Here is a 21,894-nt window from a genome sequence, read left to right on the forward strand (position 1 = left end):
TTATTTTTAGAGATAGAAATTAAGAACAAAATAATAAATTCATCTAATTACTTTATAATCAATATGATATGTTGATTATAAATTAAAATGGAAACCGTTTTTGATTTATTTGTTTTTTAAGTTTACTCTTAATTCATAGCCAGCCATGAATGAGGAAAAAACAATGGATCAGCAGTTATCTATTTCAGATTTAACCTTCAAGAAAGCATTTTCTCAGCAAGCAAAACAAATATTAAGTTCTGATTCTATTGGCTTTCTTTCTTATCTTGTCGAAGGTTTCTTGCCAAGAAGAGAGCAGCTACTCAAAGACAGAGTGCATCGTCAAAAAGAGATTGATGCAGGTGATTTACCTGATTTCATTATGGAATCTAATTCCATTAAAAATTCGGACTGGAAAATTCAAAATATTCCTGATGATTTACAAGATCGTCGCATAGAAATTACTGGGCCAGTTGATCGGAAAATGGTGATCAATGCATTGAATGCTAACGTAAAAGTATTTATGGCTGACTTTGAAGACTCTCTATCGCCATCATGGGAAAGATTGATCGACGGGCAAATTAACCTACGAGATGCGATCACTGGCGAAATCTCCTATACCAATGAAAATGGCAAAGTTTATCAGCTGAAATCTAACCCAGCCGTATTGATAGCTCGAGTGCGTGGACTGCATTTAGATGAAAAACATGTGCTTGTCGATAATCAACCGATCCCCGGTGGGCTATTTGATTTTGCTCTCTACTTTTTCAATAACTATCAGGCATTACTGGCGAAGGGTAGCGGTCCTTATTTCTATATTCCGAAACTGGAATCTTGGCAGGAGGCTCAGTGGTGGAGCGATGTATTTAGCGCTGCAGAAGATTATGTGGGCTTACCACGCGGCACTATCAAAGCCACGGTATTAATTGAAACACTCCCTGCGGTTTTCCAGATGGATGAAATTTTGTACCACATGCGTCATCACATTGTTGGGCTTAACTGTGGACGCTGGGACTACATTTTCAGCTATATCAAAACATTGAAAGAGCACGCTGACCGCGTTTTACCTGATAGGCAGTCGGTGACAATGACGCAGGAATTTCTAAGCGCCTATTCACGTTTGCTGATCAAAACCTGTCATCGTCGCGGAGCATTTGCGATGGGGGGAATGTCCGCCTTTATTCCAAGCAAAGATACGCAGGAAAATCAAGCCATTCTCGCCAAAGTTAAAGCGGACAAAGAGCTGGAGGCGCGCAATGGTCATGATGGTTCATGGATTGCACACCCAGGTTTGGCAGACACCGTCATGGCGGTTTTCAACGAAGCATTAGGTGAGCGAAAAAACCAGCTGAATATCCGACGTGAAAATGATGATGAAATTACAGCGCAGCAGCTACTAAAACCTTGTGAGGGCGAAAGAACCGAAGCGGGTATGCGCGCCAATATTCGAGTGGCGGTGCAATATATTGAAGCATGGATTTCAGGAAATGGCTGTGTGCCTATCTACGGTTTGATGGAGGATGCGGCAACGGCTGAAATTTCGCGGACATCAATTTGGCAGTGGATCCGTCATAGCAAATCACTATCGAACGGCATGAAAGTCACTAAAGAGTTATTTGAAGAGATGCTGGATGAAGAGTTGCAAGTCATCCAGAAAGAGCTTGGCGACCATCGTTTTCAAAGTGGGCGATTCAAAGAAGCTAGTGAGTTGATGCGCCGAATCACAACCCAAGATGAATTGATCGAGTTCTTAACTATACCGGGCTACCAATTGCTTGATTAGCCAACTTGAAGAATAGAGATAGCACTCAATTACCCTACAAAGACAGATAACAAGAAAGGATGTAAATCATGACAACATCGCGCTTAGAACAGATTGCTCAATTGGAAAATGAGTGGAAAAAACCACGCTGGAAAGGCATCACGCGCCCATATACGGCGGAAGAAGTGATCAAATTACGTGGCTCGGTCAACCCTGAGCATACATTAGCTCGTAAAGGTGCTGAACGCTTTTGGGCACAGCTGAATGGCGGCGCGAAGAAAGGCTACGTAAATGCATTAGGTGCATTAACTGGCGGGCAAGCATTGCAACAAGCAAAAGCGGGGATTGAAGCTGTTTATCTCTCTGGCTGGCAGGTTGCGGCAGATGCGAACTCGGCATCCAGCATGTACCCTGACCAATCACTCTATCCTGTAGACTCAGTGCCTAACGTGGTTCAGCGGATCAACAACACATTCCGTCGTGCGGATCAAATTCAGTGGGCGAATGGCATTGGTCCCGATAATAAAGAATATATTGATTTCTTTTTACCTATCGTCGCGGATGCAGAGGCTGGCTTTGGTGGGGTTCTGAATGCGTTTGAATTGATGAAGCATATGATTGAAGCGGGCGCAGCGGCGGTGCACTTTGAGGATCAATTGGCGGCAGTGAAAAAATGTGGCCATATGGGCGGGAAAGTCTTAGTTCCAACCCAAGAAGCAATTCAAAAATTAGTTGCGGCACGCTTAGCGGCGGATGTTTCAGGTGTTCCTACTATCTTAGTTGCTAGAACGGATGCGGACGCTGCTGATTTATTAACATCAGATTGTGACTCTTATGATGAGCCATTTATCACTGGTGAGCGTACGGCCGAAGGCTTCTTCCGTACCACGGCAGGGATAGAGCAAGCGATTAGCCGAGGCTTAGCTTATGCCCCTTATGCTGATTTAGTCTGGTGTGAAACCTCCAAGCCAGATCTGGAAGCTGCGCGTCAATTTGCTGAGGCAATTCACGCTAAATTCCCTGGTAAATTATTGGCTTATAACTGTTCGCCTTCATTTAACTGGAAGAAAAATTTGGACGATAGCACCATTGCTCGTTTCCAACAAGAGTTGTCAGATATGGGCTATCGCTTCCAGTTTATTACCTTGGCGGGGATTCACAGCATGTGGTTCAACATGTTCGACCTTGCCCACGCTTACGCGCAAGGCGAGGGAATGAAACACTATGTTGATAAAGTACAGGAATGTGAATTCGCCGCTATCAATAAAGGCTATACCTTCTCTTCTCATCAGCAAGAAGTGGGAACTGGCTATTTTGATAAGGTGACGACGGTGATTCAAGGGGGGAGCTCTTCAGTCACGGCATTAACAGGTTCGACTGAAGAAGAGCAATTCTAATCGGGGAGAAATATACGGTTCCTATTGCTCGGTGTATGTGTGTTGACATAAGTGTATCTTTTGAGTTTTCAGGCACGGAAGTGCCTGTTTTTTATTGGGAGAGTGAAGATGACCCTCGAAACTGAACAGATCATCGCTCAAACCATTTTGCAGGGCTTTGATGCGCAATATGGGCGATTTCTTGAAATCACATCGGGTGCTCAAGAACGCTTTGAACGCGGGGATTGGCATGCCGTTCAACACGCGATGAAACAAAGGATAAAGCTGTATGACCATCATGTGGGGCTTGTCGTTGCTCAGCTGCAATGTATGGGGCTAGTGCAATCGCTCAGTCCCTACAATTTGGCGAGGATCAAACAGGTCTATGCGACATTGCTACCGGATTACCCACGTTTTGAAATTGCTGAAAGTTTTTTTAATTCAGTGTATTGCCGACTGTTTCAACATCGAGAGTTAACCCAAGAAAATCTGTTTATCTTTACTTCACAACCTGCTCGGCGCTTTTGCACCTTACCGAGGCCATTAGCTCGCGAATATAAGCTTAATGGGAACATGGAAACGGTATTTAATGGGATCTTAAGCGGGTTGCCGATTCGCTTGGTGTGGCGAGATTTAGCCTTTGATATTGAATGTATTGTGGAAACACTAAGGCAGCGCTTCCCTGAGATTGTAGAGCAAAGTGCCCAATTACATGTGGCGAATGAGTTGTTTTACCGAAATAAAGCTGCATGGTTAGTTGGGAAGCTATATATCAATCATCAAGTTTACCCATTCTTATTGCCTATTCACCATAATGAAGACGGCAAAATGTATGTAGATGCGTGTTTAACTGGCTTTGATGACGCAAGTATCGTGTTTGGCTTCGCTCGTTCCTACTTTATGGTGTACGCCCCGTTTCCCGCAGGGTTAGTTTTCTGGTTACGTGAAATTTTACCCAGTAAATCAATCGCTGAATTGTATATGGCGATTGGTTGTCAAAAGCATGGTAAAACAGAATATTACCGAGAATATTTGGCGTATTTAAACTTTTCACGAGAACAATTTACCCTTGCCCCCGGTGTGAAAGGGATGGTGATGTTGGTGTTTACGGCGCCATCATTTGATCGAGTATTTAAGATTATTAAAGATAAATTTGCGCCACAAAAAGAGGTGACTAAAGCTCGAGTGCTTGAGTGTTATCAAATGGTCAAAGAGCACGACCGAGTGGGGCGCATGGCAGATACTCAAGAGTTTGAAAACTTTATTATTGAAAAGCGTTTTGTCAGTGATGAGCTAATGACCGAGTTACTGGCGGAGGCGCCGTCTCAGGTTGAAGATTTGGGGGATAAAATATTAATTCGTCATCTCTATATGGAACGTAAGATGATCCCGCTGAATATTTTCATGGATGAAGCATCGGATGAGCAGCTTTATCACGCGATAGAAGAATATGGTTGCGCCATCAAGCAGCTGGCTGCCGCCAATATTTTCCCGGGGGATATGCTATTTAAAAACTTTGGGGTAACACGCCATGGTCGGGTGGTATTTTATGATTATGATGAAATTTGCTATATGACCGAGGTGAATTTCCGCCATATCCCTGAGCCGCTCTACCCTGAACAAGAGCTCTCAGGCGAACCTTGGTACAGTGTGCGAGAGCAAGATGTTTTCCCCGAAGAGTTTGCGCAATTCTTATGCCAAGATCCGAAAGTCAGGGACTATTTGCAGATGCATCATCAAGATTTATTTAGCGCGGATTATTGGCAAAAACTGCAAAAACGCATTTTGGATGGGTATGTCGAAGATGTGTTTGCTTACTCGGAAGATCAGCGCTTTTGTCGTCGATTTTTTCGCACTATCTCTACGGTTTAGTTGATTAAAAGTGGGTCAATGACCCACTTCATGACTTAACAATTACAGAGCACCTTGCACTGCTTGTTGTGCTAATTCGGTGATTTTATCGTAGTTGCCATTTTCCAGAGCATCTTCAGGTACCAACCATGAGCCGCCAATACATAACACGCTGTCTAGCGCGAGATAATCACGGTAATTGGCGAGGGAGATCCCGCCAGTTGGGCAGAAGCGAACTTGAGAGAAAGGTCCTGCAATTGCTTTGAGCGCTTTCACGCCACCATTGGCTTCGGCTGGGAAGAATTTGAATTCTTTAAGCCCATAGTTCATGCCCGCCATTAATTCAGATACGGTGGAAATCCCAGGAATTAATGGAATACTGCCTTGATTTGCAGCCGCTAATAACTCGTCCGTTAAACCGGGACTGATAGCAAATTGCGCACCCGCTTGTGTCACTTCTGCTAGCTGTTTTGCATTGATGACAGTACCAGCGCCGACAATCGCTTCAGGGACTTCTTCAGCAATCAGTCGGATAGCTTCGATAGCGCATTCCGTTCTCAACGTGACTTCCAATACTTTGATACCGCCTTTGAGTAAGGCTTTTGCTAAAGGAACGGCTTGCTCGAGTTTTTTGATCACAATGACAGGAACAACAGGACCTTGTTTTAGAACATCTTCAGCGGTCATTTTCCAATTATTCATAATAAATCCTATTAAGCGGTATAAATTAAAAATTAATGCTGCAAGCACCTTCTTCGGCGCCAGATAAATGTTGTCTTAATGCACCAAACAGCTCTCGACCACAACCCACTCGTTCTGCACTCAGGTCAGCTTGATAAGGTTGACGAGCAGATAAAATTTGTTCGTCCACGAGAAGCTCAATCTCTCCCGTTAATGCATTAACGCGAATTAAATCACCATCTTGGACTTTTGCAAGTAAGCCGCCATTGTAAGCTTCTGGCGTGACATGAATAGCGGAAGGCACTTTACCCGATGCTCCCGACAACCGTCCGTCAGTGACTAACGCTACTTTATAGCCTTTGTCCAATAATACCCCGAGTGGTGGCATTAATTTATGTAATTCAGGCATGCCATTCGCAGATGGTCCTTGGAAACGAACCACAATGACGCAGTCTCTGTCTAATTCACCAGCTTCAAAACGTGGTGCAATATCATTTTGATTATTGAACACGATGGCTGGGGCTTCAATCACTTGGTTTTCAACGGGTACGGCTGAGGTTTTCATCACAGCGCGACCGAGGTTTCCAGACAGTAGTTTAGTCCCACCATGATGGGAGAAAGGATGATCAATATCAGCAATCACTTCAAGATCATAAGAATTTTTTGCCCCTTCACGCCAAGATAATTGACCGTTGTCCAACCAAGGTTCGAGGGTATAGCGTGATAGCCCAAATCCGGCAACGGTGTGAACGTCATCATGGAGTAAACCTTTAGCAAGGAGCTGGCGGATCAACAATTGAACGCCACCGGCCGCTTGGAATTGGTTAATATCGGCTTGGCCATTTGGATAAATACGGCAAATCAGCGGAACGACAGCAGAAAGATCAGAGAAATCATCCCAATTGATAATGATGCCAGCAGCACGTGCAATCGCCACCAGATGCATGGTGAGGTTGGTGGATCCCCCTGTTGCCAGAAGCGCTACAATACCATTCACAATGACTTTTTCATCAACCAGTTTACCAATCGGTAAATAATTTCCTGATTGCTCAGTAAGACGTGTAATTTGGCGAGCTGCAGCATGAGTAAGTTCATCACGTAATGGGGAATCAGGCGGAACAAAGGAAGAGCCAGGTAAATGTAGTCCCATCACTTCCATCACCATTTGGTTAGAGTTTGCAGTGCCGTAAAATGTGCAGGTACCAATGCTGTGATAGGACGCGGCTTCAGCATCAAGTAATGCATTACGATCCACTTTTCCTTCAACATATAGCTGACGAATTCTCACTTTTTCTTTGTTGGGCAAGCCTGTGCTCATAGGACCTGCGGGGACAAAAACGGCGGGTAGATGCCCAAAAGAGAGCGCGCCCATCATCAGCCCTGGAACAATTTTGTCGCAGATCCCTAAATAGAGCGCACCATCGAACATATTGTGGGAAAGGCCGATGGCAGTGGACATCGCGATAACATCGCGGCTCAGTAATGAGAGCTCCATACCATCTTGTCCTTGGGTAACGCCATCACACATGGCAGGAACACCAGCGGCTACTTGCCCAATGGCGCCATTTTCAAGTAATGCTTGTTTCAGCTGGTCAGGGTAGCGGTCATAGGGGCGATGGGCGGAAAGCATGTCGTTATAGGAGTTAATGATAGCGATATCGGAACGGGTCATGCTTTTGAGAATGCTTTTTTCTTCGCTTTGGCAGGCGGCAAAACCATGAGCCAGATTCCCACACGCTAATTCAGCGCGATGTACAGTACTGCTACGAGCCTGTTCAATTTTTTCGAGATAGGCTTTTCGAGTCTCTTTAGAACGCTCGATGATACGTTGGGTGATCTGTAAAATGTGGTCATTGACCTTCGTTGAAGGCGTGACGTCAGAAATATTTTTGCTCATGATAATGGCTCCATTATACAAACAGTATTCTTTATGTTACCGGTAACATTGTTCAATGAAAAAACAATTGTTGCAATGATAAAAATGAAGATTTCGACATATATGTGATCTGAATCAAGAGGAGGATCGGAGAGAAATTGGGAGTAATCGTGACCATTTCAGCCTAACAGAATGATAAATAATAACTATAATGAGTTAGTCGATGGCATTGAGATAAAAATCAAGTAGGGAAATATGGCTGGGTTGAAAAAACGTAATCCGCTTGGGTGGCTGTTAGGTATTTTTTGGTTGTGCTCAAGCAGCGTTCAAGCGACAGAAGTGCCTGAAGTGGTCTTAACCACTGGATCTTACGGCGTTTTAGAGAAGGTGATTTCAGCCAGCCAAGGTAGTTCTGCGGAGCAAAAAATGGCGAATGCCACTGCTATTTTGTTGGGCACCCCGTACAACAATCGCACTTTAAATATGGATGCATTCTCTGCTGAACGGTTAATCATTGATTTAAAAGCCGTTGATTGCATGACATTTATTGAGTATAGCGAAGCCTTTAAACATGCGGATGATGCTGAACAATTTGCCTCATATTTAGAAAAAGTACGTTATGTCGATGCAAAAGTCGCATTTAATCAACGTCGTCATTTCTTTTCTGATTGGGCGGAAGGGGAGCATAAAGTTGTCTCTGATATAACGGCTCAATTAAGCCCCCATACGGTTTTTGTTAATAAACAACTTAATAAAAAAAGTAACGGTGACCCTATTATTGCTACGGTTAAAATAACACCAAGAGTGATTAGTTATGTCCCAACTCGATTTATTGATAGAGCACTACTGAAGCAGTTAAAAACAGGGGATTACATTGGTATTTATTCCTCAGCATCAGGATTGGATGTTACCCATGTGGGGGTTGTGATTCGAGAAGGGGAAAAGGTGCTATTTCGCCATGCTTCTTCACAACGAAAAAATTTACGGGTAATGGATGTCGAGCTATTTTCGTATCTTCAAGGAAAAAGTGGAATTATGGTATTTAGATAAAGTCGGTTTTAAAGTTAAGCTATCTAATTACCTATTTTTTAATGTTAATTACGCCCGTCTTATTTTAAATAAATTTTAATTTTTAAAATAAACTTAAATCGTAAGTACAAGTGATTTTTAGTTACTAATCATTGCCATAACCGTGTAAATTGTAAGACATTATTAAATTAGAGATGTTTTAATAATAGTTTCACATGGTTAAAACAACTACTGATATTAAAAAAATATTTTATAAAGCAATGAATTACAACCCAGAGTAGTAAAGATTAAAAATTAAAATCATAATGACACCTTAAATTCCTATCAATAATAGTTAATTCGATTGTTTTTATCTATTTTAAAAAAAATAGATTGTTTTTATAATGCCCATTAATGTTTGATTAGATTCTTTATATTGAGGTGAGCGTGTACATGTCAGAAAAACAAAATATTTATGCTTTGCTTGGCAATCATCTTCGTAAAGCTAGGGTACGTAAAGGGTTATCAGGACAGGAGTTGGCGGCTATTATTCAGCTTAGCCAGCAGCAGGTATCTCGATATGAATTGGGTGTTAACAAGCTAAGTTTAGATAAATTAATCGAGATTGCTATTTTACTTGAAATTGATATTCATGAAATTACCACTATGATTGCACGTCAGTTTGAGAAAGAGAGGATTAATTCAAGTGAGCTAGCGTTAGCGAGTTTTTAATTTATTTTATCTTATTTTAAAATCTTATAGATTAATAAAACTACAATGATTAAATGATTTTAATTATTAATGCTATCTTTAACGTATTAATTAAATTTCATAAATCTGATGATTCTGCTTTTAAATGATAAAAGCAGATAACGATTAAATTCAATTAGATTATTTTTATAAAAGTATTCATATTTTGTTTTTTTGATTCATTTAATTTACGCTTTTTTTAATATTTGTTCATATTTAAGACGATTCTTTGCGCAAAGTTCTCATGGTTTTATCGAGGTCGGTGTGCTTAAATGTGCGACAATTCAACATGGAAAAAGGGCAGTTTTAAATGGCTAGGGCAATATGGATATTTGTCATATTCCTACTTGTCGGTTGTTCAACGACACCTTCAAAAACGGGTTACTATCTCGATCAGAGTTACCCGTCACAGAATACCAGCGAGCGTATTCAATTTATTGTTCTGCATTACACTGTTTCTGATGATGCCCACTCAATTAAAATATTAACGAAAGGAAAGGTGAGTTCCCATTACCTCATTCCTAGTCAACCTGCACAAAAAAATGGTCAGCCTGTCATTTTACAACTTGTTCCTGAGCGCTTGAAAGCGTGGCATGCAGGGGATAGCCGTTGGCAATATCATCACGGGCTTAATGATAGCTCGATTGGTATTGAAATCGTTAATGAAGGTTTGGTGAGAAAAAATGGTCAAGATATCTGGCCGCCTTTTAATGACTCGCAGATAGATGCGTTGATCCCGCTATTGAAAGACATTATGCAACGTTATGACATTCCTCCAGAAAATGTCATTGGCCATAGTGATATCGCCCCGCTGCGTAAACAAGATCCGGGTCGTGCATTCCCGTGGCAATCATTAGCGCTGCATGGGATTGGCGCTTGGCCAGACCCTCAAACCGTTAATAAGTATTTAGCAGGGCGGCAGATTAATGCATCTGTCAGTGTGTTAAACCTACAAAAAGCATTGAAATTTTATGGCTATGCAGGGATCCCACTGACAGGAAAATTAGATAAAGAAACGAAACAGACGTTACGTGCATTCCAAATGCATTATCGTCCACGGGATATTGATGGGCGGGCAGATGCAGAAACGGAAGCTATCGCTTTAGCCTTGATTGAAAAATATCGCAATATGCCGAAGTTCAAACAATCTTTGAAATCGAATAAATCGGAAAGTGCGTCCAATCAACAGGGTGATTAGCCCGCCAGTAACATGATTAATTTAAGAAGTGCGGGGAGATCCCGCACTTTTGCTTGCTAGCGATTAGCGCCATATTCATGGCTGATTTCTTTAGCGGCTTTGATCACCATCGCTCCCAGCTCTGTTACCCGATCATCGGTGATCCGCGAAAGTGGTCCAGAAATTGAGATCGCGGCAAATGCCTCTTTATGCTCATCATAAATACAGGCACCAATACATCTTAACCCCAGCGCATGCTCTTCATCATCATAAGAAAATCCTTGTTTTTTAGCTTGTTGCAGATTTTCTTTCAATGCTGATGGATTAGTTAATGTATGCGGTGTATAGGCATGTAAGCCTTTTTTGCCCAGTAATGGAATTAGCTGCTCTTCAGGCAAATTGGCAATAAACGCTTTTCCTGCACCCGATGCATGTAATGGCAGCTTTCCGCCAATTGGGGCAGACATGCGCATTAACGCATTACATTGCACCTGGTCAACAATCACAGCGTCATATTCTGTGTGATCCAAAATCGCTAAATTGACGGTTTCGCCAGATTCTTCCATCAAACGGCGTAATATTGGATGGACAAGGGCTAATAAATTACGACTTTCAAGGAAGCTACTGCCGATGATAAAGGCATGAGAAGCGATGACCCACAACCCAAGATCCCCTGTCTGGCGCACAAAACCGTGCTGTTCGAGGGTCATTAATAAGCGGTGAGTCGTGGAATTAGGTAAACCAGCTTGAAGGGCTAAATCGGTGAGGGCGATCCCCCCAGTTGATTCAGAAATGTATTCCAAAAGCGTCAGTCCACGGCTTAAGGATTGAACTTGTCCGGCAGCCGTAGCGCCACTCGCAGGTCCTTTTGCCTTCTTTATTTTTTTAGTAATGGGTGTAGCCGCCATCAAGTGTCTCCTGACAGGAATGAGTATTCGTTTCTATTATGAATGATTTCATTCAAAAATACTCATCGGATCAGCAAAAAGTCGATCTTTGGCAACCTGAAAAACTCTCATCATAACGACGAATTTTCTCTTCTGAAGTTATGGTAGGATGTGATTCATACAAATTTAGTTTAGTTTCAATTCATTGACGATTTAGCTGTGCGAAGTCACAGCATGGGGCAGATTAAGCCGAGGGATTATCATTTTCAGGAGGACAGTGCAGTGTCCAGCAAGAAAAACCAATTAGAACAACAATTAAAAAATAGAATTCTCGTCCTAGATGGTGCGATGGGAACGATGATCCAACGCCATAAACTCTCTGAAGAGCAGTTTCGCGGCGCGCGTTTTGCAGATTGGCCAAGTGATTTGAAAGGCAACAATGACTTACTTGTGCTAACTCAGCCTGAGATTATTCGCGATATCCATAGCCAATATTTTGCGGCAGGGGCGGATATTGTTGAAACCAATACGTTTAACTCCACCACCATTGCGATGGCGGATTATAAAATGGAAGCACTTTCTGCGGAAATAAATGAAACCGCAGCTCGCCTTGCTCGTGAATGTGCCGATGAGTGGACATGTAAAACCCCAGAAAAACCGCGTTATGTGGCTGGGGTTCTGGGACCAACAAACCGTACAGCATCGATCTCCCCTGATGTGAATGATCCGGCCTATCGCAACGTGACGTTTGATCTGCTGGTGGACGCGTATCGTGAATCCACACGATCGCTGATTAAGGGTGGTGTCGATCTGATCATGATCGAAACTATCTTTGACACATTAAATGCAAAAGCGGCGATTTTTGCCGTAGAAACTGAATTTGAATCCCTTGGGATCCACTTGCCTGTGATGATTTCAGGGACTATCACCGATGCTTCGGGGCGAACTTTATCGGGGCAAACTACGGAAGCATTTTACAACTCATTGCGCCACTCTCAGCCGTTATCATTTGGGCTTAATTGCGCATTGGGACCTGATGAACTGCGTCAATATATCGCTGAATTATCTCGTATTTCAGAGTGCTATGTTAGCGCTCACCCCAATGCAGGGTTACCGAATGCATTCGGTGAATACGATCTTGATGCCCAAAATATGGCGCAGCAGATCCGCGAATGGGCGGAGGCTGGCTTTTTAAATATCGTCGGTGGATGCTGTGGTACCACGCCACTTCACATCCAAAAAATGGCACAAGCCGTTGAGGGACTAAAACCTCGCCAGTTACCAAAATTACCTGTGGAATGTCGGTTATCCGGTTTAGAACCGCTGAATATTGGTGCGCAATCTCTATTTGTGAACGTTGGTGAGCGCACTAACGTCACAGGCTCTGCAAAATTTAAGCGTTTAATTAAAGAAGAAAATTACCAAGAAGCCCTTGATATCGCTCGCCAACAAGTGGAAAACGGCGCGCAGATCATCGACATCAATATGGATGAGGGCATGTTAGATTCCCACGCGGCGATGGTGCGTTTTCTGAATTTGATCGCGGGAGAACCTGATATTGCACGAGTGCCTATTATGATCGACTCCTCGAAATGGGACGTGATCGAAAAAGGGCTGAAGTGCATCCAAGGCAAAGGGATCGTGAACTCCATCTCCATGAAAGAGGGGGTAGATGCCTTTATTGAACACGCCAAATTAGTCCGTAAATATGGTGCGGCAATGGTGGTCATGGCGTTCGATGAAGTGGGGCAAGCTGATACCCGCGAGCGTAAAATCGAAATTTGCCGCCGCGCATACCAAATATTAACGGAAACGGTCGGTTTTCCACCTGAAGATATTATTTTTGACCCGAATATTTTTGCAGTTGCTACGGGGATTGAAGAGCATAATAACTATGCTGTTGATTTTATTGAAGTCTGTAAAGATATCAAAGATCAACTGCCCCATGCGTTGATCTCAGGTGGGGTGTCTAACGTCTCTTTCTCATTCCGAGGCAATGATCCGGTGCGTGAGGCAATTCACGCTGTTTTCCTGTATCACGCGATCCGCAATGGGATGGATATGGGGATCGTCAATGCGGGGCAACTGGCCATTTATGACGATCTTCCCGCCGAGCTAAAAAACGCGGTAGAAGATGTGATCCTCAATCGCCGAGAAGACGGCACTGAAAAGCTACTGGAACTGGCTGAAAAATACCGTGGAACAGGAGGACAGGAGCAGCAAGTTCAACAAGCGGAATGGCGCAGCTGGGAAGTGGAAAAACGGCTTGAATACTCGCTAGTGAAAGGGATTACGGAATTTATTATCCAAGATACGGAAGAGACTCGCCAACGTGCGTCAAGCCCGATCGAAGTGATTGAAGGCCCGCTAATGAACGGCATGAACGTGGTGGGTGACTTATTTGGTGAAGGAAAAATGTTCCTGCCCCAAGTGGTGAAATCCGCCCGCGTGATGAAGCAAGCCGTGGCGTACTTAGAGCCGTATATTCAGGAGCTAAAACAGTCGGGAAGCAGTGCAGGTAAAGTATTACTAGCGACGGTGAAAGGGGACGTACACGACATTGGCAAAAATATCGTAGGTGTCGTTTTACAGTGTAATAACTATGAAATCATTGATTTAGGCGTCATGGTGCCGTGTGAAACGATCCTAAAAACCGCCCGGGAACAAAACGTCGATATTATCGGTTTATCGGGTCTGATTACGCCGTCATTGGATGAGATGGTGCATGTGGCAAAGGAGATGGAGCGACAAGGGTTTACCTTACCACTATTGATTGGAGGCGCAACGACCTCGAAAGCTCATACTGCGGTGAAAATCGAGCAAAACTATTCAGGACCTACGGTCTATGTGCAGAACGCATCCCGTACGGTGGGGGTCGTCGCTGCATTACTTTCAGCAACCCAAAAAGCCGAGTTTGTTGCCCGAACGCGTCGTGAGTATGAGACGGTTCGCCTGCAACATGGGCGCAAAAAACCAAGAACGCCACCCGTTACATTAGAAGCCGCTCGCGCTAATGGGGTGAATATTGATTGGCAACAGTACCAGCCGCCGGTTCCTAAATTCCTAGGCGTTCAAGAAGTGACGGCTTCCATTAAAACATTGCGTGACTATATCGATTGGACACCATTCTTTATGACATGGTCATTGGCTGGTAAATACCCGCGAATTCTCGAAGATGAAGTGGTCGGGGAAGAGGCGCGCAAATTGTTGTCTGATGCCAATGCGATGCTCGACACGTTGGAAAGCCAAAACTTACTGACGCCAAAAGGGATTTTTGGAATTTTCCCAGCAAACCGCGTGGTGGATGATGTGGAAATCTATCGTTCCGATGCTCGGGATGAAGTCCAAGCGGTGGCACTTAATTTACGCCAACAAACGTTGAAAACCGATTTTCCGAACTACTGTTTATCCGATTTTGTGGCACCTAAAGAGAGCGGTAAAGCGGATTATATTGGTGCATTTGCCGTGACTGGCGGGTTAGAAGAGGATGAGTTGGCCCAGCAGTATGAAAATACCCACGATGATTATAATAAAATCATGGTGAAAGCCTTGGCTGATCGCTTAGCAGAAGCCTTTGCAGAATATCTGCATCAACAAGTCAGAATTCAGTATTGGGGCTATGCGTCAGAAGAGGCGTTGAGTAACGAAGAGTTGATCCGTGAGAATTATCAAGGCATTCGCCCTGCGCCGGGTTATGCCGCTTGCCCTGAACACACAGAAAAGGAAAAAATCTGGCAACTTCTGAATGTGGAAGACAAAATTGGTATGAAACTGACTAGCTCTTACGCCATGTGGCCGGGAGCCTCGGTGTCGGGTTGGTACTTTAGTCACCCTGATAGTAAATACTTTGCGGTGGCACAGGTGCAAAAAGATCAAATTGAAGATTATGCCAAACGCAAAGGAATGACTGTCGCAGAATTAGAACGCTGGTTAGCGCCAAACTTAGGCTATGACCCAGAAGATTGATTTGATCCATAAGATTGATTTTTCAGTTATTCGCCTCCATCTTATAGGTAGGAAATCTATTGGGAGCAAATGATGAGCTATGAATTTATAATTGAAGGAAAACTGCCGTCCTCGGTAGTTTATCCTTATCAGATCCAAAATAGCGCCGCGCCAGAGACATTTATGATGAGCGAAGACGCGGTGAGTGCCATGATGAGTATTTTGCAAATCATGGACAAATTGGATACTGAAGATTCATTGACGGAACATTGCTTTAACCAAATTTGGTTAAGAAGCGAGTTAACGCCAGCAAGAGCAGAAGAAATTTATCTGTTCTTGGAAAACCAAGAGCGGGTTGAGCCGATCCCTTCACAAGAGGAAATCGATGCGTTTTATCAAGCTCAACAAGCAGAAGATAAGTTACTCTCTAAAGAAAGTACCAAAGAAGGTATGGTTCCGGTTCATAAATTTGCGACCAATGATGGCTGGTTAATTACAGCGAAAGAGAGTGGATTAATTGCCGAGGTATTTTCAGAAGAATTAGTGGGTGAAAACCATTTTGTGGTTTCCCAAATATCGACGCTATGCAAAATTAGCCATCAAAAATTGGAATTGATTTTAATTGAGTGGGGTAAGTTTAATTTATTTGCCAGTAAGCATGGTGGATATCGCGTTAATTAATTTTGGGCATTAAGACAATTTAATTATTAATTAGAGGGTGATTAGCTCGTTTTATAACCAATTACGATAATCACCCAAATTATTTTCTTAAAAATTCACATCATTTGGTTATTTTCTGCTTATAGTCCTTATGATTTTTGTATGGGAATGATATCTTATATAGCAGTGGTCAATGCCAAGCTGTGAGTAAATGTCATGAAATTACCCTCTCTCTTATTTAGTTTCTGCATTATCTGTGCCCCTTATGTGCAAGCAGAGCCAATAGAGTCGGGTTCGTTTCATAACCAGCCAACCAAAGCGGCTGCTAACCAATCTTCCAACCCAATTATCACCCCTGTGGTTTTGACGCCTCAGGCGGACTCCGCTTTAGTTGAACCTTTACCTAAAGCCCTTGAAGTGACTGAGCCAAGCAACCTTCCAACCGATTTTCAAAGCAGTATTAAAGAGGCCAATGCGGGTAAAGTTGATGCCATGATTGACGTGGGTGTCGCTTATTTGGATGGCACAGACTTTCTCGATTCCGATGAAAATAAAGCCTATTACTGGTTTAAGAAAGCTTCTGATTTAAATAGCAATGATGGTGATTACTACATCGGGATGCTGGCACAGCGCAAAAAGGATTATGAGCAAGCGGGTAATTGGTATCGTAAATGCGCCGAAAAAGGCGATGCATACTGCCAATATGCGATGGGCTATTTATTTGAGCGTGGTTTAGGTGTCGAAAAAGACTATAAACAAGCTCGCGCTTGGTATTATGAGGCCGCAGAACAAGAGCAAGAGTATGCACAGTTTGCCATTGGGTTGTTCTACCATGATGGGCTTGGTGGTGATATTGACTACAATAAAGCTTTTACATGGTATGAGCGCAGTGCACGTAATGGCGTAGCCTCTGCCGTGAACAACTTAGCCGTGATGTATGAAAATGGCGAAGGCATGGAAAAAGATGAGGATACGGCGATTTACCTGTATCGCCAAGCCGCGAACATGGGCTCCCCAGTTGCACAAAAAAATATGGGAGACTTTTACAGCAAAGGTCATCCGCTCGTTGAGCAAAATAACTACCAAGCCGTTTACTGGTATAAGCGCGCGGCAAACCAAGGTGAATTTTCGGCTCAATATGCGTTAGCGCAAGCGTATGAGACAGGCGATGGCGTTGGGCAAGACCTGAGCGAAGCCTTCAAGTGGTACCAAATGGCAGCGGATAATGAATCTGCTGAAGCCGCCATGAAAGTCGCTGAGTATTATGAAAAAGGCCTTGGCGGCGTTAAACCGGATATGGCGAAAGCGACCCAGTGGTATATCGAATTAGCGGATTCAGATATTGTCGACGCACAATTAAAGTTAGCGAATTTATATCTGGCAGGTCAGTTGAAAGATGTTGAGATCCAGCAGATTGTGAAGTGGCTGGAAGTTACTAAAGAAGACAATATGGAAGCAAAAAACCAGTTAGCGATTTTTTATCTGACTGGAACTGGGGTTCAGCAAGATAGCCAAAAAGCACGGGAGCTTTTGGAGTCTGCGGCATTCAAAGAAAACAGTGATGCGCAAAATAACCTCGGCGTAATGTATGCCCGAGGAGAAGGTGGCAGTAAAAATATTTTCCGCGCTATTATGTGGTTTGAGCGTGCGGATAAACTGGGTAATGTGACCGCAAAAAATAACTTAGCATTATTGCAAAAAGACCATAATGCAAAAGCGAATATGCTGCAATATACAGAAAGTGTAAAAAATTCATTGCCTTCTAAAAAATGAATCACTGAAAGAATCCATTCCATTTCATTTAAAAGCCAATAACCTTATTAATACTATTGGCTTTTAATCATCTCTATCTATTTTGCTGTTTTCATCGTAATGACAAATATCATTTTGATATTCTTAAAAATTACTTTCTTACTCTTTCTTTTAAGATAATTACGTATTTCTACACCATAAAATTTATTAATCTTTGTGAATTAGGAAGCTATTTTTATTTAGCTAAATAATGAAGTATAGTTTTATTAACTGGTTCTTTGTTGAGTCTTTGTTGTAAATCTCTCCATTAGATTAGAACGAGTTTAGTTGTTTTTTGAGCATGAAAAAATGAGGTGTTAAATGAGCACTTATTGTTTTTTTATTAAATCTGACGAAGTTGTTGCGTTAGAGATGACTGAAACCCAAAATGCTACCGAGTTAGTGAATATGGGTTACCAAAAGCAGTTTGAAGAGATTGAGGCGAATAGCAAAGAATTAGCGTTAGCGCGCTTTGCAGATATTCGCGGAGAAGAGCTAAAAAGCACTTATGCTTTTGCAGGTGAGTCGACGTTTAGTGGGCTGATTACCTCTTTCCTAAGTCGTTAAATTTATTTTTATTAGCAAGTCAAACGGGCAATCAAAAGATTGCCCGTTATCGTTTATGGATTGCTATTATTTATGGTTAGCTATCCGCTATCACTCAAAAAGATTATTGTGCAGTGTGCGAACAATCTCTTCCGCGTCGTTACCTGGCACAAGCAGACAAATATTATGGCTGCTAGCACCGTAGCTGATCATACGGATATTAAAGGATTCCAACGCGCCGAAAATCTGTTTGCCGAGCCCGTTCACTTGTGAAAGTTGGTTACCAATAATCGCCACCAGAGCCAGGTTTTCTTCCACTTCTACACGGCACAGCGCGGATAATTCGGTCATTAAGGCATTAGTCAGCAAGCTACCATTAGTGCCTGTTGAGCCCGTTGTATCTAATGTCAGTGCGACACTCACTTCCGACGTGGTGATCAAATCCACGGAAATATTATGGCGCAGCAAGATAGTAAAAATCTCTGCCAGGAAACCACGTGCATGCAGCATTTTCAAACTGTGCAAGGTCAGTAACGTTTGTTTGCGGCGTAATGCGAGCGCTCTAAATTGCGGAGGGTTTTCCGTTTGGTCGCTGACAATCGTCCCGCCTGCTTCTGGGGCTTTACTCGAGCCGACGAATACAGGGATCCCCGCACGCACTGCGGGTAATAACGTGGCTGGATGCAGAATTTTTGCTCCGAAAGTTGCCATTTCAGCGGCTTCATCAAAGGCGATTTCATCGATTTTTTGGGCATTCGGCACCACGCGAGGATCGGTGGTGTAAATGCCGGGTACATCCGTCCAAATATCTACGCGGGATAGGTTCAATACTTCAGCCAGTAAGGCAGCGGTATAGTCACTTCCTCCGCGCCCTAGTGTGGTAGTGCGCCCTTTGGCATCACGCCCAATAAACCCTTGAGTGATAACAATCGATTCGGCTAAGCGTGGAAGTAATTGCTGCTGTGCGAGCACTTGTAGCTGTTCAAGATCCGGCTCAGCACGACCAAAGCTTTCATTGGTTCTCATCACTTTACGGACATCAAACCATTGTGAGGATGCCCCGCGCTGGCGCAATACTTCCACAAACAGTAATGTGGACATAATCTCACCGTGGCTGACCATTTCGTCCGTTAAGGCATCAGAAGTGGCAAGAGAGGCGGAATCAGCTAAATGAGCGATGTTCTCAAGTAGACGGTCGATTTCTTCGCGAATAACGTTCGCAGTTTGCAGGTGTTCGATAATGTCATACTGAGTCTGTTTGACTCTTTGCAGTAGCTCATTGCGTTTATCAGTGTCGCAGCCTTCAGCGAGTTCAATGAGTAAGTTGGTGATCCCTGCACTTGCAGAAAGCACAACCACACGAACTTGATCATTTGCCAGTACGATATCTGCACTTTTATTCATGGCGTCGAAGTTAGCGACGCTTGTGCCGCCGAATTTTGCGATAACAAACTGATTACTGCCAGCTACTGTATTCATTTTCCAATCCCTTTAATTAAACCGCCTATCTTTAAATAATGCATGAACCCAAAATAATTCCTGCGGCGCAGGCCGAATACGGCACGACATCAACAGCTTGAAATACGTTGGAGTAATAGATTTATCGACTTTGGCACGTATCGTCAATAATGAATCGAGGTAAATCAGTAATTCTAATGATGGGCAAATGATTATCGGTTTTCTCAATATCATTTTTGGGATGAGATGACAGTGGCCGTTAGGTTTGGGAGAATAGACCTAACAACAGCAGATTATGAGAACGCAGAAAACCGATAAGCTTCGTGTCCTCGGCGAGTTACAATCTATTATTATTTGAAATTGTTTTGGAGGTGTTATCCATGAAAAGTATCAATCCAAGCCAGACGGCGGCATGGCGAGCGCTAGAGCAGCATTATGCAGACATGAAAAATGTGCATATGCGTGACTTATTTGCACAAGATAAACAGCGCTTTACGAAGTTTTCAGCCACTTTTGATGACCAAATCTTAGTGGATTTCTCCAAAAACCGTATTACACAAGAGACATTGGACAAACTTTTGGCATTAGCCAAAGAAACGCAACTGGAAGATGCAATCAAAAGTCTGTTCGGTGGTGAGAAAATCAACCGCACTGAAGATCGTGCTGTGCTGCATACCGCATTACGTAACCGCGACAATACCCCAGTGCTGGTGGATGGCAAAGATGTGATGCCAGAAGTGAACGCGGTACTGGAAAAAATGCAGCAATTCAGCGCACGCATTATCAGTGGCGAGTGGAAAGGATACACCGGTAAAGCCATTACTGATGTGGTGAACATTGGGATTGGTGGTTCAGATCTGGGACCATTTATGGTGACTGAGGCGCTACGTCCTTATAAGAACCATTTAAATATGCATTTTGTTTCTAACGTTGATGGTACTCAAATTGCAGAAACATTGAAGGATCTCAATCCTGAAACTACGTTATTCCTGATTGCATCGAAAACATTTACGACGCAAGAAACCATGACCAATGCGCATTCAGCGCGTGAGTGGTTATTGACGTTTGCCAAAGATGAAAAACATATTGCGAAGCATTTTGTGGCGCTTTCAACGAACAGCGAACAAGTCGCAAAATTTGGTATTGATACCAATAACATGTTTGAATTCTGGGATTGGGTTGGTGGTCGTTACTCTCTGTGGTCAGCGATTGGTTTGTCTATCATCTTATCCGTCGGTTATGAGAATTTCGTTCAATTACTGAGCGGTGCTCACGCAATGGATAAGCACTTCACGCAAACGCCTCTAGAAAGCAATATCCCTGTTTTATTAGCGCTGATCGGCATCTGGTACAACAACTTTTTTGGTTCAGAAACTGAAGCGATTCTCCCATACGACCAATACATGCATCGCTTTGCCGCCTATTTCCAACAAGGCAATATGGAATCAAACGGGAAATATATTGACCGTAATGGCAATGCAGTCACTTACCAAACAGGTCCGATTATTTGGGGTGAACCGGGAACTAACGGGCAACATGCGTTTTACCAGTTAATTCACCAAGGGACAAAAATGATCCCATGTGACTTTATTGCGCCGGCAGTGACACATAACCCGCTGGGGGATCACCACGCTAAGTTGCTGTCTAACTTCTTTGCACAAACGGAAGCATTAGCCTTCGGTAAAACCCGTGAAGTGGTGGATGCTGAATTTGCTGCGCAAGGTAAAACTGTCAAAGAGATGGAATATGTGGCGCCTTACAAAGTGTTTGAAGGCAACCGCCCAACTAACTCTATTTTACTTAAAGAGATCACTCCGTATTCATTAGGGGCGCTGATCGCTATGTATGAGCATAAAATCTTTACCCAAGGTGCAATTTTGAATATTTTCACCTTTGACCAATGGGGGGTTGAATTAGGTAAGCAACTGGCGAGCCGTATTCTGCCTGAATTGGAAAATAGCCAAGCGGTAGAGAGCCATGATAGCTCTACCAATGGGCTGATTAATTGCTATAAAAACTGGCGTTAATGGCGTTTTTTTAAGCGACTAATAGCCTGTAATTGGCAGGCTATTAGTATCCTAATAAAATACGATTTTTAAGCTAACTCATTATAAATCAAATATTTTTCACAAAATTTTTACAATTTG

General features: G+C 43.1%; 15 protein-coding genes. 11 read left to right on the forward strand and 4 right to left on the reverse strand.

Annotated elements, in window-relative coordinates:
- Positions 1-163 precede the first annotated feature (163 nt).
- The 3 genes from aceB to aceK all read left to right on the forward strand — a co-directional run bounded on the left by aceB (position 164) and on the right by aceK (position 4,989).
- On the forward strand, positions 164-1,762 hold the full coding sequence (gene aceB / locus ACIH2S_RS01975) for a malate synthase A (RefSeq protein ID WP_154599669.1): 1,599 nt from the start codon (positions 164-166) through the stop codon (positions 1,760-1,762).
- 68 nt (positions 1,763-1,830) lie between these two features.
- Entirely contained in the window at positions 1,831-3,138 is a 1,308-nt protein-coding gene (aceA, locus tag ACIH2S_RS01980; RefSeq protein WP_187128664.1) for an isocitrate lyase, read from the forward strand.
- A gap of 108 nt (positions 3,139-3,246) precedes the next feature.
- Complete coding sequence (gene aceK, locus ACIH2S_RS01985; RefSeq protein WP_036955445.1) at positions 3,247-4,989, forward strand: bifunctional isocitrate dehydrogenase kinase/phosphatase; 1,743 nt, start codon at positions 3,247-3,249, stop codon at positions 4,987-4,989.
- 42 nt (positions 4,990-5,031) lie between these two features.
- Here aceK and ACIH2S_RS01990 read toward each other — a convergent pair whose 3' ends face one another.
- The gene (locus ACIH2S_RS01990; protein WP_108479271.1) at positions 5,032-5,670 is read right to left on the reverse strand and encodes a bifunctional 4-hydroxy-2-oxoglutarate aldolase/2-dehydro-3-deoxy-phosphogluconate aldolase; all 639 of its coding nucleotides are present in this window, start codon (positions 5,668-5,670) and stop codon (positions 5,032-5,034) included.
- Between the two features lie 25 nt (positions 5,671-5,695).
- The gene (edd, locus tag ACIH2S_RS01995; RefSeq protein ID WP_108479272.1) at positions 5,696-7,546 is read right to left on the reverse strand and encodes a phosphogluconate dehydratase; all 1,851 of its coding nucleotides are present in this window, start codon (positions 7,544-7,546) and stop codon (positions 5,696-5,698) included.
- A 234-nt stretch (positions 7,547-7,780) separates the two neighbouring features.
- Between edd and ACIH2S_RS02000 the strand changes: the two genes are divergently transcribed.
- The 3 genes from ACIH2S_RS02000 (at position 7,781) to ACIH2S_RS02010 (ending at position 10,481) form a co-directional block, all read left to right on the forward strand.
- Entirely contained in the window at positions 7,781-8,575 is a 795-nt protein-coding gene (locus ACIH2S_RS02000) for an N-acetylmuramoyl-L-alanine amidase-like domain-containing protein (protein WP_051422797.1), read from the forward strand.
- Between the two features lie 411 nt (positions 8,576-8,986).
- Entirely contained in the window at positions 8,987-9,265 is a 279-nt protein-coding gene (locus tag ACIH2S_RS02005) for a helix-turn-helix domain-containing protein (RefSeq protein ID WP_036955440.1), read from the forward strand.
- A gap of 328 nt (positions 9,266-9,593) precedes the next feature.
- Positions 9,594-10,481, forward strand: a complete 888-nt coding sequence (locus ACIH2S_RS02010) for an N-acetylmuramoyl-L-alanine amidase (protein ID WP_036955437.1) — start codon at positions 9,594-9,596, stop codon at positions 10,479-10,481.
- Between the two features lie 56 nt (positions 10,482-10,537).
- Here ACIH2S_RS02010 and iclR read toward each other — a convergent pair whose 3' ends face one another.
- Entirely contained in the window at positions 10,538-11,368 is an 831-nt protein-coding gene (iclR, locus tag ACIH2S_RS02015; RefSeq protein WP_036955435.1) for a glyoxylate bypass operon transcriptional repressor IclR, read from the reverse strand.
- 261 nt (positions 11,369-11,629) lie between these two features.
- Here iclR and metH point away from each other — a divergent pair, with 261 nt between their 5' ends.
- The 4 genes from metH (at position 11,630) to ACIH2S_RS02035 (ending at position 18,310) form a co-directional block, all read left to right on the forward strand.
- Positions 11,630-15,313, forward strand: coding sequence for a methionine synthase (metH, locus tag ACIH2S_RS02020; protein ID WP_108479274.1), 3,684 nt, complete (start codon positions 11,630-11,632; stop codon positions 15,311-15,313).
- A 72-nt stretch (positions 15,314-15,385) separates the two neighbouring features.
- Positions 15,386-15,973 (forward strand): hypothetical protein, encoded by a 588-nt coding sequence (locus ACIH2S_RS02025; protein WP_036955429.1) that lies wholly within the window; start codon positions 15,386-15,388, stop codon positions 15,971-15,973.
- 195 nt (positions 15,974-16,168) lie between these two features.
- Positions 16,169-17,725 (forward strand): SEL1-like repeat protein, encoded by a 1,557-nt coding sequence (locus ACIH2S_RS02030; RefSeq protein WP_036955425.1) that lies wholly within the window; start codon positions 16,169-16,171, stop codon positions 17,723-17,725.
- 339 nt (positions 17,726-18,064) lie between these two features.
- Positions 18,065-18,310 (forward strand): hypothetical protein, encoded by a 246-nt coding sequence (locus ACIH2S_RS02035; protein WP_036955421.1) that lies wholly within the window; start codon positions 18,065-18,067, stop codon positions 18,308-18,310.
- Between the two features lie 90 nt (positions 18,311-18,400).
- On the opposite strand, the gene lysC is transcribed toward ACIH2S_RS02035, so the two are convergent.
- On the reverse strand, positions 18,401-19,768 hold the full coding sequence (lysC, locus tag ACIH2S_RS02040) for a lysine-sensitive aspartokinase 3 (RefSeq protein WP_036955418.1): 1,368 nt from the start codon (positions 19,766-19,768) through the stop codon (positions 18,401-18,403).
- 359 nt (positions 19,769-20,127) lie between these two features.
- On the opposite strand from lysC, the gene pgi reads away from it, so the two are divergent.
- Positions 20,128-21,774 (forward strand): glucose-6-phosphate isomerase, encoded by a 1,647-nt coding sequence (gene pgi, locus ACIH2S_RS02045; RefSeq protein WP_108479277.1) that lies wholly within the window; start codon positions 20,128-20,130, stop codon positions 21,772-21,774.
- The last annotated feature ends 120 nt before the right edge of the window (positions 21,775-21,894 follow it).

The sequence above is a fragment of the Providencia lanzhouensis genome (assembly GCF_050469745.1).
GTDB lineage: Bacteria > Pseudomonadota > Gammaproteobacteria > Enterobacterales > Enterobacteriaceae > Providencia > Providencia lanzhouensis.